General features: G+C 50.4%; 11 protein-coding genes. 7 read left to right on the top strand and 4 right to left on the bottom strand.

Annotated elements, in window-relative coordinates; translation table 11 throughout:
- Positions 1-3 precede the first annotated feature (3 nt).
- The 5 genes from sufD (at position 4) to AC3Y23_RS20850 (ending at position 5,465) form a co-directional block, all read left to right on the top strand.
- Positions 4-1,305, top strand: coding sequence for a Fe-S cluster assembly protein SufD (gene sufD, locus AC3Y23_RS20870; RefSeq protein ID WP_379202593.1), 1,302 nt, complete (start codon positions 4-6; stop codon positions 1,303-1,305).
- The gene (locus tag AC3Y23_RS20865) at positions 1,302-2,525 is read left to right on the top strand and encodes a cysteine desulfurase (RefSeq protein WP_379202591.1); all 1,224 of its coding nucleotides are present in this window, start codon (positions 1,302-1,304) and stop codon (positions 2,523-2,525) included. Before sufD ends, AC3Y23_RS20865 begins: the two co-directional genes overlap by 4 nt.
- Positions 2,512-2,940, top strand: coding sequence for a Fe-S cluster assembly sulfur transfer protein SufU (gene sufU / locus AC3Y23_RS20860; protein ID WP_379202589.1), 429 nt, complete (start codon positions 2,512-2,514; stop codon positions 2,938-2,940). Before AC3Y23_RS20865 ends, sufU begins: the two co-directional genes overlap by 14 nt.
- Positions 2,941-2,966: 26 nt before the next feature.
- The gene (gene sufB / locus AC3Y23_RS20855) at positions 2,967-4,364 is read left to right on the top strand and encodes a Fe-S cluster assembly protein SufB (RefSeq protein ID WP_379202587.1); all 1,398 of its coding nucleotides are present in this window, start codon (positions 2,967-2,969) and stop codon (positions 4,362-4,364) included.
- Positions 4,365-4,541: 177 nt separating this feature from the next.
- Positions 4,542-5,465: a copper amine oxidase N-terminal domain-containing protein gene (locus AC3Y23_RS20850; protein ID WP_379202585.1), complete on the top strand. Its 924-nt coding sequence runs from the start codon at positions 4,542-4,544 to the stop codon at positions 5,463-5,465.
- Positions 5,466-5,523: 58 nt separating this feature from the next.
- On the opposite strand, the gene AC3Y23_RS20845 is transcribed toward AC3Y23_RS20850, so the two are convergent.
- Positions 5,524-5,772 (bottom strand): hypothetical protein, encoded by a 249-nt coding sequence (locus tag AC3Y23_RS20845; RefSeq protein WP_379202583.1) that lies wholly within the window; start codon positions 5,770-5,772, stop codon positions 5,524-5,526.
- A 79-nt stretch (positions 5,773-5,851) separates the two neighbouring features.
- The gene (locus tag AC3Y23_RS20840) at positions 5,852-6,091 is read right to left on the bottom strand and encodes a hypothetical protein (RefSeq protein WP_379202581.1); all 240 of its coding nucleotides are present in this window, start codon (positions 6,089-6,091) and stop codon (positions 5,852-5,854) included.
- Positions 6,092-6,528: 437 nt separating this feature from the next.
- On the opposite strand from AC3Y23_RS20840, the gene AC3Y23_RS20835 reads away from it, so the two are divergent.
- Both AC3Y23_RS20835 and AC3Y23_RS20830 read left to right on the top strand, forming a co-directional pair.
- Entirely contained in the window at positions 6,529-8,289 is a 1,761-nt protein-coding gene (locus AC3Y23_RS20835; protein ID WP_379202579.1) for an ABC transporter ATP-binding protein, read from the top strand.
- A gap of 4 nt (positions 8,290-8,293) precedes the next feature.
- A complete protein-coding gene (locus AC3Y23_RS20830) occupies positions 8,294-10,153 on the top strand; it encodes an ABC transporter ATP-binding protein (protein WP_379202577.1) in 1,860 nt (619 codons plus the stop codon).
- A 965-nt stretch (positions 10,154-11,118) separates the two neighbouring features.
- Here AC3Y23_RS20830 and AC3Y23_RS20825 read toward each other — a convergent pair.
- Positions 11,119-11,376 carry a DUF7667 family protein gene (locus AC3Y23_RS20825; RefSeq protein WP_379202575.1) on the bottom strand — a complete coding sequence of 86 codons (258 nt, stop codon included), beginning with the start codon at positions 11,374-11,376 and terminating at the stop codon, positions 11,119-11,121.
- A 753-nt stretch (positions 11,377-12,129) separates the two neighbouring features.
- On the bottom strand, positions 12,130-13,167 hold the full coding sequence (locus tag AC3Y23_RS20820) for an HD-GYP domain-containing protein (RefSeq protein ID WP_379202573.1): 1,038 nt from the start codon (positions 13,165-13,167) through the stop codon (positions 12,130-12,132).
- Between the last annotated feature and the right edge of the window lie 329 nt (positions 13,168-13,496).

Raw genomic sequence — 13,496 nt, 5'->3', positions numbered from 1 at the left:
CTTATGACGACGCAAACCATTCTTCCGGTGGACGCCAAAGCTCTGAGCGAGCTATCGCAAGGCAATGGCGAACCAAACTGGCTTCAAGCAAGCCGTTTGAAGGCACTGGAACTGGCAGCCGAACTAGAACTGCCTAAACTTGAAAAAACCAAGATTGATCCATGGAATGTGGACAATTACGGAACTTATAAATCAAGCCAAGCGCTGACTGACCTGAGTGCAGTCCCAGCTTCTATTGCAGAACTGGTGAAGGATCAGGAGCAGGGCAACCTCATTATTCAGCGCAACTCTGGTACAGTATATACTCACCTCTCGCCAGAGCTCGCAGCACAAGGTGTGATCTTCACAGACCTGCAGACTGCAGCTAAAGAGCATGGTGATTTGGTTCAGCGGTACCTGCATCAAGCCGTGAAGCCTGAAGAGCATTCAATTGCTGCATTGCATGCTGCACTTTGGAACGGAGGCGTGTTCCTCTATGTACCGAAGAATGTCGTTATTGAAACGCCATTGCAGGCAGTATTGCTTACAGATGACGCTGAAGCAGCTTTCGTTCCGCATATCCTGGTCGTTGCGGACACTAACAGCTCCGTAACCTATGTAGACAACTACGTATCCGACAAGGCAGAAGCTGGTCTGCATAACGGTGCCGTGGAAGTATTCGTTGGGGCGGGTGCGCATGTGCGTTATGCTACCGTTCACCAACTGGGTGCAGATACTGCTGATATTACCTATCGCCGTGCTGTCGTGGATAATGACGGAACGATCGAATGGATCGTCGGCGAGATGAACTATGGCCATACCGCAAGCGACACTAAGTCGATCCTGAAGGGTAATGGCTCAAGCTCTGATGCCAAAGTTATTGCTGTAGGTTCCGGTTCGCAGAAGCTGAACTACACTACACAAGCACAGCATTTCGGTAAAAACACACCAAGTGACATGATCACCCGTGCAGTAATGCGTGAGGAAGCCTCTTCGATCATTAACGGAATTACCAAGATCGAGAAGGGCGCAACCCGTGCAGACGGTCAGCAGACTGAAAAGGTTCTGATGCTGAGTCCAAAAGCGCGTGGCGACGCCAACCCGATTCTATTGATAGATGAAGATGATGTTACAGCAGGCCATGCCGCTTCCGTAGGACAGGTCAATCCGGAGCAGGTCTACTACCTGATGTCCCGCGGAATCTCCAGACGTGACGCGGAAGCGTTGATCATCTACGGCTTCCTGGCACCTGTCGTGTCTCAAATTCCACTGGAGGGACTGCGGACCCAGCTCCAATCCCTAGTGGAAAGGAAGTTAGGACAATGAATAGCACCATCCGCGAACAGTTCCCTATCCTGAACCAGAATATTAACGGGCATTCGCTCGTGTATCTGGATAGCGCGGCAACTTCGCAGAAGCCGCGTCAGGTGATTGATGCGATCAAGCATTATTATGAATGGGACAATGCCAATGTGCACCGCGGCGTGCACACTCTCGGCAGCCGGGCGACGGATGCCTATGAAGGCGCGCGCGAGAAGCTTGCGAAGTTCATCAATGCGCGCAGCACGAAGGAAATCATTTTCACACGTGGTACTACAACTGCTCTGAATCTGGTTGCTTCCTCTTATGGTCCTGCCAATGTAGGCGAAGGCGATGAGATTGTGCTCACCCAGATGGAGCATCACAGCAACCTGATCCCTTGGCAGCAGCTTGCTAAGAAAACGGGAGCAACGCTGAAGTATATCCCGCTGCAGCAGGATGGTAACATAACCTTGGAGGATGCGGAGAAGACCATCACGGACCGGACCAAGATCGTAGCGATCGCGTATGTGTCCAATGTTATGGGAGTTACCCATCCGATCAAGGAGCTTGCTGCTATCGCTCACCGTCATGGTGCAGTGATTGTGGTGGACGGTGCACAGAGCACCCCGCATCTTAAGGTGGATGTGCAGGACCTGGATTGTGATTTCTACGCACTGTCCGGGCATAAAATGTGCGCACCTACCGGCATCGGTGCCCTCTACGGAAAGAGAGCGCTGCTGGAAGCCATGGAGCCTGTGGAATTCGGCGGTGAAATGATTGATGATGTGGGCCTTTATGAATCCACCTGGAAAGAGCTTCCGTGGAAATTCGAAGGTGGCACACCAATCATCGCTGGTGCTGTCGGACTGGGAGCTGCGATTGATTTCCTGCAGGAAATCGGAATGGATGAGATTCACCGTCACGAGATGAAGCTTGCCGCTTATGCCGAGCAGCGGTTGTCCCAAATCGACGATCTGACGATTTATGGCCCCCGCAATCGCGAGGTAGGCGTTGTAACCTTCAATCTCGGGGATGTGCATCCCCATGATGTAGCAACTGTACTCGACGCAGAAGGCGTTGCCGTTCGTGCAGGCCATCATTGCTGTCAGCCGCTCATGCGCTGGCTGCAGGTCAGTTCAACGGCACGGGCCAGCTTCTATCTCTACAACACCGAAGAGGATGTAGACCGGCTGGTGGATGCGTTAATCAAGGCAAAGGAGTATTTCAGCTATGAACTTGGATGATTTGTACAGACGCGTAATTATGGATCACTACAAGAACCCACGTAATCGCGGCTCATTCGAGGACGATGCCTTGAAGATTGAACTGAACAACCCGACTTGCGGCGACCGCATTACGCTTCAGCTCAAGGTGGAGGACGGCGTTGTCAAGGATGCACGTTATACTGGTGAAGGCTGCTCGATCAGCATGTCGTCGGCATCCATGATGACCGAAGCTGTCAAAGGTAAAACCGTAGCGGTTGCGCTGGACATGGCTGACCGTTTCTCCGGGCTGATGAAGGGTGATCCGGTGGAGTTCGAAGACTATGAAGACATTGAGGCCCTCTCGGGCGTGAATAAATTTCCGGCGCGGATCAAATGTGCCACATTGGCCTGGAACGCGCTTCGTAAAGGCATAGACGAAGAAGAGCAACATTAATAACAACAAACGAGGAGGCTGACACCATGGCTAAGAAAGCGCCTGATTTGGAGGAATACCAGTATGGTTTCCGGGATGAGCACAAGTCCATTTTCCAGTCTGGTAAAGGACTGACCCCGGAAATCGTACGGGAAATTTCAGCAATCAAAAACGAACCGGAATGGATGCTCGAGTTCCGCCTGAAAGCACTGGAGCAATTCTACAAAATGCCAATGCCTAAGTGGGGCGGCAACCTGGATGATCTTGATTTTGACGATATCCAGTACTATGTAAGACCTTCCGAGAAGCAAGGTAAGACTTGGGAGGAGGTTCCTTCTGAAATTAAGGAAACCTTCGACAAGCTCGGTATTCCAGAAGCGGAACAGAAGTTCCTCGCTGGTGTCTCGGCTCAGTATGAGTCCGAGGTTGTTTATCACAGCATGCAGAAGGATCTTGAAGATCAAGGTGTTATCTTTACCGATACCGACACTGCACTGCGTGAACATCCAGAGCTGTTCAAGAAGTTCTTCGGAACTATCATCCCACCAGCCGATAACAAGTTTGCTGCACTGAACAGTGCCGTATGGTCCGGGGGAAGCTTTATCTATGTTCCTAAGGGCGTGAAATGTGAAGTGCCATTGCAGGCTTACTTCCGTATCAACTCCGAGAACATGGGACAATTCGAGCGTACGCTGATTCTTGCAGACGAGGATAGCTTCGTGCATTACGTAGAAGGCTGTACAGCACCGATCTACAGCACGAATTCCCTGCACAGCGCGGTTGTTGAAATCCTGTGTATGAAGAACGCACGTGTTCGTTACACTACGATCCAGAACTGGGCGCCGAACATCTACAACCTCGTTACCAAACGTGCGGTTGCAGAAGAAAATGCGACTATGGAATGGGTAGATGGTAACATTGGCTCCAAGCTGACTATGAAATATCCAGCTGTTGTGCTTAAAGGCCGTGGAGCGAAGGGTTCTGTCCTTTCGATCGCAGTAGCAGGTAAAGATCAGCATCAGGATGCTGGTGCGAAAATGATTCACTTGGCACCGGACACTACGTCCACCATCGTGTCCAAGTCGATCAGTAAGCACGGCGGTAAGGTAACCTACCGCGGTCTGGCTTCCTTCGGCCGTCAAGCAGAAGGCGCAAAAGCCAACATCAAGTGCGATACGCTCATTCTGGATAACGAATCCACTTCGGATACGATTCCTTACAATGAGATCAAGAATGATAACATCATTCTGGAGCATGAAGCGACGGTATCCAAAGTATCCGAGGAGCAATTGTTCTACCTCATGAGCCGCGGTCTGTCTGAAGAAGAAGCGACCCAGATGATTATCATGGGCTTCATTGAGCCATTCACCAAAGAACTGCCGATGGAATATGCGGTAGAGATGAATAGACTCATCAAATTCGAAATGGAAGGCAGCATCGGTTAATCAAGAGCTGTCTTTAGGATTTAACATATAAAACGTGTCCGCAGCAACTTGGAGGTACAAACATCCAGGCTGTGCGGACACGTTTTTTTGTTTGTTCTCATCATGCCAAATATTAGCTGTTTCATTAGGGCAGACAGCGTGTACTGTTTAATTAAAGTGTTCAACCAAGGAGGCCTCATGTTAAAAAAACTTTTACTCATTTGCGGATATGCAGCCGTATTAGCTGCTATTTTGTCTTTTTCCTATCAGCACAAAACGTTTGCTGAATCGGCCATTTCTGTGATTGTTAACAATGAAACAGCCGACACTGATGTTCAGAGTTATATCAAGAATAATACAGTTATTGTTCCACTTGGTGTTGTGCAGAAGCTCCCGAATGTCAGCATTGCCTGGAACAATAGCACAAAGACCATAATGATTACAAACAAGACACAGAAAATCACTTTGGTACCGGGGCAAGAATCAGTGGTGGTAGGCAGTAAGAAACTCATATTACCTGTAGCCGTGTCTTTGGAGCAGGGGCGGGTGATGGTTCCGCTGCGTTTTATCTCTGAAGCCGCAGGCGCTTATGTTCAGTGGGTACCTGAAAAACGTACGGTTTATGTGGCTAAGGCATCGGATGCCCTGAGTACGAAGCTGTCGGGCTCCAAGCTGGCCGAAGCCCGTGCCGCCGCCATCGAGTTTCCACGGATAGAAGCCCTCAAGTCTCTGGCCGCGAGCAGCCAGTATTCGGATGACCTGACGGATCATTATTATTTTCCTGAAGGAGAAGCCGGTAAATTCTTCATCCGGACGGCCGATTACATCCGCTACTATGAAATCACTGATAACCGGAGTGTGCTGAAGTGGACAGCCACCCTTGATCTGGAAGACCAGACAAGCACATCTGAGCTAGGATTTCTACCTTATTCTGTAAGACTACAGGATGGAAAAATGCCGTCTATAAGCGGTAAAATCGCTTTTTTCGAATATGACTATCCCAAGGCGAGTACCACCTTTGGTATGATCGACGGGAAGGGACAAATGATCATATCCGGGCAGAAGCGCTCTGCGAGAATTGGATTCTATGATATTAATGGCGAGGCTTCACAGACTCGTTGAATAAGGCGAATCCCGAAGGGAGAGCGAAGTAGCCCCACCGCAGGTAGCTCACCCGTGTCTAAACGTAGCTCCATACGCCGAAGTAAGGCAATTCCCGAAGGGAGAGCCGCCGCGCCCGTATCCCCGTAACTCGTCCGCCCGCGCAAAAAGTTCGGTCACCGCTGACGCCAGCGAATCCCAAAGGGAGAGCGACATAGCCCCGCCGCCGAAAGCTCACACTTGGTTCTACAAACGTAGTAGCCCCATGCGCCGAAGTAAGGCGATTCCCGAAGGGAGAGCCGCCGCAGTCTGCATCCCCGTAACTCATCCGTCCGCACAAAAAGTCCGGTCACCGCTGACGCCAGCGATTCCCGAAGGGAGAGCGAAGTAGCCCCGCCACTGATAGCTCACCCGTGTCTAAACGTAGCCCCATGCGCCGAAGTAAGGCAATTCCCGAAGGGAGAGCCGCCGCAGCTCGCATCGCCGTAACTCATTCCCCCGCACAAAAGTCCGGTCACCGCTGACGCCAGTGATTCCCAAAGGGAGAGCTGCCGCAGCCCCACCGCCAGTAGCTCACCTGGTTCTAAACGTATCCCCGTGCGCCGAAGTAAGGCGATTCCCGAAGGGAGAGCCGCCGCATCCCGCATCCCCGTAACTCATCCGTCCGCACCGTATGACAAGGCCCAGAGGGCCGGGCCTACCGCTACCGCCTGCTTCTGTTCGCGATTGCCGCACTGTTTGCGGGTTTACACTTCCGGGTGTCCAGAGGGCTGGCAGCCCTTGGGGCCCTCCCTGAAGGGAGGGTTTGGGAGGGTTCCCCTGCCCCAAGAATTTCGCTTATTCTTAATTCAACAGTATTCAGGAGGAAATGGAAGCATTTAAAGACATAGGCGACCTTTTCCTTTATGAAAATGTCATTTTCATTGCAAATAACGGGTTATACGGTCGATTCTCCCCTTTGCCGCATTAAAACATGGATGATAAACTGCATAAAGTCACTAAAATGGAAGCGCTAAAAAATACTTGTGAAGCCGGCTTAATAATGAAAGCCAGCGACGCTGCGTAAAGCGTAAGGAGGAGAGACATGGATGTTCTCAGGCAACTGCGGGGCTTTTATCGGGAGAAACTGCACTTATTGATTCTTTCGATTGTATGCTTGGCTGCCGCAACTGCAGTGGGGCTTATAACCCCGAATTTGTTAAGAAGGTTGATTGACGATGTTATTGTTCCAATGAAATTCACCGAGGTGCCTGTGTTGGCTCTCACCGTGCTGGTTGTTGTGATTGTAAAAGCATGCCTGCAATTTGCACACGGATTCTTTGGTGGGCGTCTCGGAAATTTCCTGGCGTATCGTCTACGCAATGCCTGTTATGAAAAACTGCAATTCCTGTCATTCCGTTATTATGACACGGCGAAGACAGGCGACCTGATGTCCCGGCTGACCGGGGACCTGGAAGCGATCCGGATGTTCATTGGCTTCGGATTTGCCCAGTTGCTTAACGTATTTTTCATGGTATTATTCGGTTCCATAATGATGTTCTCGATCAATTGGCAGCTGACGCTGATCACCTTGATCACCATGCCGTTCCTGGCTATCGTCGCACTTAAATTTGAGTCCAAGATACACCCTGCCTTTCAGGAGATGCGCCTGGCGCTAAGTTCTTTGACCACAGCGGTTCAAGAGAACGTCACAGGTGTGCGGACAGTTAAATCTTTTGCCAGAGAGAACCATGAGGTCGAAAAGTTCTCGCACCGGAATGAACGGTACAAGGACAACCAGATTTTTGCCGCAGTGCTGTGGAGCAAATACTTCCCGGCGATGGAGCTGCTGGCATCGATTAGCGTGGCGATCCTGCTCGGAGTAGGCGGCACACTGGTCATTCATGAGAAAATGTCACTGGGCGAGCTGGTTGCATTCTTCAGCTTGATCTGGTATATCATTGGTCCGGTATGGGGTCTAGGCTTCCATATCAACAACTATACGCAGTCCAAGGCTTCAGGGGAGCGCGTGCTTGAAGTGCTGAACCAGAAGATTGATGTTAAAGACAGCGAAACCGCCCGGGAGCTGGTTCATAATGAGGTCAGAGGTGATGTAGCGTTTAATCATGTCACCTTTGCATACGGCAATAAAATGCCAGCGGTTACGGATATTGATTTTGAAGCCAAAGCAGGGTCTGTTATCGGCTTCCTTGGGGGCACTGGCTCCGGGAAATCTACAATTATCCAACTGATGATGCGCGCTTATGATGTGGATCAAGGCAATATTACGTTGGATGGGGTGGATGTCCGGGAATACAGTGTGCGTAGCCTGCGGTCACAGATTGCGACTGTGTTCCAGGAGACGTTCTTGTTCTCCTCTTCAATCCGCAACAACATTGCCTATGGTCTAAAAAATGTGAGCATGGAAGAGATCGTCCGTGCGGCACAACTGGCTAAAGCACATGATTTTATCATGGAAATGCCCGAAGGCTATGATACTGTGGTCGGGGAGCGGGGAATGGGCCTCTCCGGCGGGCAGAAGCAGCGGATCGCTATTGCGCGAGCACTGCTTAAGAATCCGCGTATCCTCATTCTTGATGATGCGACAAGCGCCGTCGATATGGAGACCGAGCATGAGATTCAGACCGGCTTCCAGGAGGTTATGCGTGGACGGACAACGCTGATTATTGCCCACCGGATTTCCTCTCTGCGCCATGCGGACCAGATCATCGTGATGAATGAAGGACATGTGCAGCAGCGGGGAACCCATAAAGAGTTAATCGAGGTGCCTGGACCTTACCAGGATGTGTACCGGATTCAATATGCAGATTACCTTGCTAAAGTAACCGAAGGAAAGGAGGCGTAAAGTTATGGAACCTCAAGTCAACTCGGGTACAGGAGCCACTCCGAAGAAAAAAACGGCGCCCGAGCAAACGCTGGACGAACGGTTCGTCTACAAGGACGATGATGTCATTGATAAGGCATTTGACTGGAAGCAGTTCACGCGACTGTTTAGCTACATGAAGCCTTATGCCAAGCAAATGCTGCCGCTTGTACTGGTCATGATGGTGCTGGGGACGATCACCAAGCTTACGGTGCCGTTCCTGACCAGTATGGCGATAGACAAGGCGATCGCACCTAAGACAGGAAGTCCAAGCTTAACGCTTCTTTATACCCTTACGGCGAGCGTGGTGGTCCTGTATCTGATTCAATGGATTGCCGGAATATACCGGATCAAATTTACTAACATCATTGGGCAAAGAGTGATTTATGATCTGCGCTCAGACCTGTTCCGACATATTCAGAAGCTGTCCTTTAACTTCTTCGACAAGCGACCGGCAGGTTCGGTGCTGGTACGGGTTACGAATGACATTAATTCCTTGCAGGATCTGTTCACCAACGGGGTCGTCAACCTGATGATCGACTGTGTGCAGCTCCTCGGGATAATGGTCATCTTGCTTCTCATCAACTGGAAGCTTGGTCTTGCGGTAATGGTTACCGTACCGATCATGTTCTTTGTCTCCACCAAGCTGCGGCAGAAGATCCGGATTGCCTGGCAGGATGTACGGATGAAGAACTCACGGATCAACTCCCACTTGAATGAATCCATTCAGGGGATCAGAGTGACCCAGGCGTATACCCAAGAGCTGGAGAATATGAATTACTTTGATGCTATGAATAAAGATAGCAAGAAATCATGGGATAAAGCTTCGGCGATGAACCAGGCGTTCGGTCCGATTATTGAGATCACCGGCGGCTTCGGAACCCTGATTCTATTCTGGCTCGGTGCTTATCTCATCCAGTCCGGTGAGCTGACCGTAGGTTTACTGGTTGCTTTCAGTACCTATGTCAGCAATTTCTGGGACCCGATCAACCGTCTGGGTCAAATGTACAACCAGCTTCTGGTGGCTATGGCCTCCTCTGAACGGATCTTTGAATATCTGGACGAGAAGCCTAACGTATCCGATAAGCCGGGTGCGAAGACACTCCCAACCATTCGAGGCGATATCAAGTTTGAAAAGGTCATCTTTGAATATGAGAAGGGACGGGCGGCTCTTAAAGGTATTGATCTCGATGTCAAAGCCGGTCAGTCCATTGCGCTAGTGGGCCATACTGGTTCCGGTAAGAGTACCATTATCAACCTGATCAGCCGCTTTTACGATATCACCACCGGTAGAATCACAATCGACGGGCAAGATATCCGAGATGTCACCCTGGAGAGTCTACGCGGACAGATCGGAGTTGTGCTTCAGGATACCTTCATCTTCTCGGGAACTATCCGTGACAATATCCGTTTCGGACGATTGGATGCCACGGATCAGGAGGTTGAGGAGGCCGCCAAAGCGGTGGATGCTCATGATTTTATCACCAAATTGCCCGGTGGATACGACACAGAGGTCGAAGAACGAGGCAACGCACTGTCCATGGGTCAGCGTCAGCTATTGTCCTTTGCTAGAGCGCTGCTGGCGAATCCAAGAATTTTGATCCTGGATGAAGCCACGGCGAGTATCGATACCGAGACCGAGCTCAAGATTCAGGAAGCTCTCAAAACCTTGCTTCAAGGCCGGACTTCCTTCATCGTCGCCCACCGATTGTCCACCATCCGCCACGCCGACAAGATCGTGGTACTGGATCACGGGGAGATCAAGGAAGAAGGCAACCACCGCGAACTGACTGCTCGGGACGGTGTCTACAACGGATTGATCGAAGCACAGTTCCGGTTCCTGTAGACCGAAGTCTAGGTCCAGGTGGCAAACAACTGAAGAACTCTTTTAACGGCAAGTTGATAAACTGATTTATAAAAAAGAAGACCTCAAAAGATGACATCAAAAGAGCCTTCAACTCCACTCTACCGTGGGGCTGGGGGCTTTTTGGTTAGAACGTTGGTAATTTGGAACAGGCTGGAAGTATCTTGCTGTTCGTTTTCAGGATCAAAGAAGGAGTAGTGCTTGATGCGAGTGAAGCCGCTGCGGGTCGGGGGTTCTTCCGATCACTGTTAAAGCCCGATTTCTTTATTGCAGAAGGAATTAGAGGGGGGAACCGGGTCTTAAAGGCGACCACTATCGTTTCTGCAGAATCCCGTAGGCCCTCCGCTCTAGTCCTGCATGTGATCAACTTCAAGACCTAAGTTGCTATCCACTGATCCTTTTCAGGTAGCTACTATCGCCTCTACATGCAATCTATCGTATATACTATTCGGATTTTTTCTCCATAAGAATGCATTAAAGTAACAAACCAAGCCAAGTAAAAAGAGAGCTTACATATGGAGTCTCGAAGTGTAATTAACGGCATTTTCGTACGTTAAATCCACTGCAGCTAGGGATTAGTGGAGATTAAGTGCAATATTGCACCTTAAATATTCTAAAATACCCCATCTGGCCTGCTTTTTCGAAAAATAAGATACAAAAATGCCGTTAGTTGGTGAGGTGCCCCCTTTTATCACTGTTAAGACGACTGGTGAAGGGGAGTATACCGATTCTAGTGGTTGGAATCTATCGACAGTCTATGATCCGGTGCTAGTTTTCCTATGAAAAGCTTTCAGGTGATGCTTTGCGTCTACAATTCCAAACTTCCCTCTTCGCTCCTCTTTGTTGTTTGTTCATTTTTTGTTCGGCTGATATAGTTTCCTTTTCGTTCAAGCTTCAGTTCCATTTATATAGTAGATCAACTGTGCTACTTTCTCTACGATACTGTCTTACTTACGGCGTTTAGAGATCCGGCCAGAGGTGCGCAGCTCAACCATCTGTGCGCCGATGTTCTGCTGCCAGTTGATATCTTGCGTTCGTGCCGCCAGCATGGCTTCATTATTCAGCCGGGCCATTTCCCAGCAGTAGGCTGCATTCGCCTGTAAGCAGTGCTGCTGCTCCAGCTCTTCAGATTCTGTCAGCTTCCGCTGGCGGCTCAGCGTATATAGCTCGGCAAGACGGCCATGAATCGGCAGCATAGGTTTCATCCTTTCGGGTTAGACTGATCAACGTTCTACTCTACTGATCAGTCTAACCGATTGCACCCGGCCATAAACTTGGCCGGCCTCCGCAACGGCAATGCCTCCGCGAGGGAAGCGCGGAGGCTCCACCCGAATAGCCTTGAGATGCCCCCGGTCCTTTGCGCAGCAAAGAAGGGGGAACTCAAGGCGAAGCCCGCCTCCGCGAGAGAAGAGCGGAGGCCCACCCCAAAAAGCCTTGAGATGCCCCCGGTCCTTTGCGTAGCAAAGAAGGGGGAACTCAAGGCGAAGCCCGCCTCCGCGAGAGAAGAGCGGAGGCCCCACCCCGAATAGCCTTGAGATGCCCCCGGTCCTTTGCGCAGCAAAGAAGGGGGAACTCAAGGCGAAGCCCGCCTCCGCGAGAGAAGAGCGGAGGCCCCACCCCAAAAAGCCTTGAGGTAGCCCCCGGTCCTTTGCGTAGCAAAGTAGGGGGAACTCAAGGCGAGCCCCGCCCCCGCGAGGGAACCGCGGAGGCCACCCCAAAAAGCCGCGCCCCGGGTTTTCATTACCCGGGGCGCGGCCAGCGCAGTAAAGCTTTGAGCAGTCCTGCATCTTGCGGAGCAAGACAGGAACTGCTCAAGGGCGAGCACACCCACCCTCAAAATCATCCATCCACCGACGCCACGCCATTCCGCCAACCACGCAGTTCCTTCGGGTGTCCAGAGGGCGGCGCCCTTGGGGCCCTCCCTTAGGAAGGGAGGGTTTGGGAGGGTTGCCCCCGCCCTATGTGTAGATCTCCACAATAGACACACTACGCTCGCGGGACAGATCAAGGAATTTATGATCGATCTGCACCAGTGGACGAAATACATCTACGGGGTTGTTCATGACGATGACGCCCATGTCGCCGGTGTTGAGGAGGACACGTTTGCCGATGAAATTTGGCATCAAATGCTGGATAAAGGCATGAACGGTTTTGCCGTTCAGCTTGCCGAAGCTAAGATTATGTAATTCGTGCAGGACAGAGATTAACTCTTGCTTGGACTGATATACTCTTGGGGAAGTCATGGCACTATACACATCGGCCACAGCGGCAATTTGTGCATAGGGATGAATCTCGGATTTGGTTAAATTAGCGGGATAGCCGGAGCCGTCTTCCCGTTCATGGTGCTGGAGAGCAACCAATGCAGCGGTAGGGTCGTCCATGGAATTGCTGATAATTTCGTAACCGTATGTAGTATGACGCTTCATTTCCTCGAATTCTTCGTAAGTCAGCTTGCCCGGCTTGTTCAGTAAATCGGGAGAGATCCGGCATTTGCCGATGTCGATCAGATAACCTGCCCGGCTGATCTCGTAGCATTCCTGCTTGGAATAACCGAGCCAAGTTGCAATATAATAGGAAAGCATACCTACCTGAAGGGAATGATTATAAGTATATTCATCTTCCCGGTCAAGCAGCAGAAGAAGGGTTACTACGTCTTTATGCTTGTCCAAGGTTTGCAAGGATGGCTGCAAAACATCGTCTACCAGGGATGGATTGAAACTGCCTTTAGTTATCGCTTCCAAATAGAGGGTCTCGAAACCGTCAATCATGTTATCAAAGCTTGCGGTAACGGTCTGAATGATGGACGGTTTATCGGGAGGGGAGAGTGTTTCTGTCAATGATTCGATATCAACGTAATCAATACCGTGTTGCAAGAGCTTGGATATTTCATCCATGCGCAACTGTGTTCCCTTGGACAATACATGCAGCCCGCGGGCGTTGAAGGTGTCTGTGACGAGAAAATCACCCGGCTTAACATCCATGACGTGTACTCTCAATTGCCTATGCCACCTTATGTGTCAATTTTTCTCAGCATAGCAAGAAAAGGATAAACATTCAATGGTTAACAAGTAATATTCACAATCTGCGGATGTGTGCTGAACTTTCGGCACATTTCGCTTATGCTAAACGGCTAATTCTACGAATCTTATACAGGCTTTAAGGCCTAGGGGATGTATATTTGCGAACCAACATGTATTTCAAAGAAGGAAGGGATGCATATTCATCCTCCTGAAGCTGGTGCAAAGAAAGGTACAAAAATGCAGGTCTCATTGCACTTGCACGCCTTGGTATAATGGTTATGTAAGTACTGGAATATACCATGTTG

The sequence above is a fragment of the Paenibacillus sp. MAHUQ-45 genome (assembly GCF_058133325.1).
Note: the sequence above shows the minus strand (reverse complement) of the source record. Positions and strands in the feature narration are given on the sequence as shown.

What these genes read in the sequence shown, in the direction of transcription:
- sufD (WP_379202593.1), top strand. Translation starts at nt 4, where the DNA reads ATGACGACGCAAACCATTCTTCCGGTGGACGCCAAAGCTCTGAGCGAG.
- AC3Y23_RS20865 (WP_379202591.1), top strand. Translation starts at nt 1,302, where the DNA reads ATGAATAGCACCATCCGCGAACAGTTCCCTATCCTGAACCAGAATATT.
- sufU (WP_379202589.1), top strand. Translation starts at nt 2,512, where the DNA reads ATGAACTTGGATGATTTGTACAGACGCGTAATTATGGATCACTACAAG.
- sufB (WP_379202587.1), top strand. Translation starts at nt 2,967, where the DNA reads ATGGCTAAGAAAGCGCCTGATTTGGAGGAATACCAGTATGGTTTCCGG.
- AC3Y23_RS20850 (WP_379202585.1), top strand. Translation starts at nt 4,542, where the DNA reads ATGTTAAAAAAACTTTTACTCATTTGCGGATATGCAGCCGTATTAGCT.
- AC3Y23_RS20845 (WP_379202583.1), bottom strand. Translation starts at nt 5,772, where the DNA reads ATGAGTTACGGGGATGCAGACTGCGGCGGCTCTCCCTTCGGGAATCGC.
- AC3Y23_RS20840 (WP_379202581.1), bottom strand. Translation starts at nt 6,091, where the DNA reads ATGCGGGATGCGGCGGCTCTCCCTTCGGGAATCGCCTTACTTCGGCGC.
- AC3Y23_RS20835 (WP_379202579.1), top strand. Translation starts at nt 6,529, where the DNA reads ATGGATGTTCTCAGGCAACTGCGGGGCTTTTATCGGGAGAAACTGCAC.
- AC3Y23_RS20830 (WP_379202577.1), top strand. Translation starts at nt 8,294, where the DNA reads ATGGAACCTCAAGTCAACTCGGGTACAGGAGCCACTCCGAAGAAAAAA.
- AC3Y23_RS20825 (WP_379202575.1), bottom strand. Translation starts at nt 11,376, where the DNA reads ATGAAACCTATGCTGCCGATTCATGGCCGTCTTGCCGAGCTATATACG.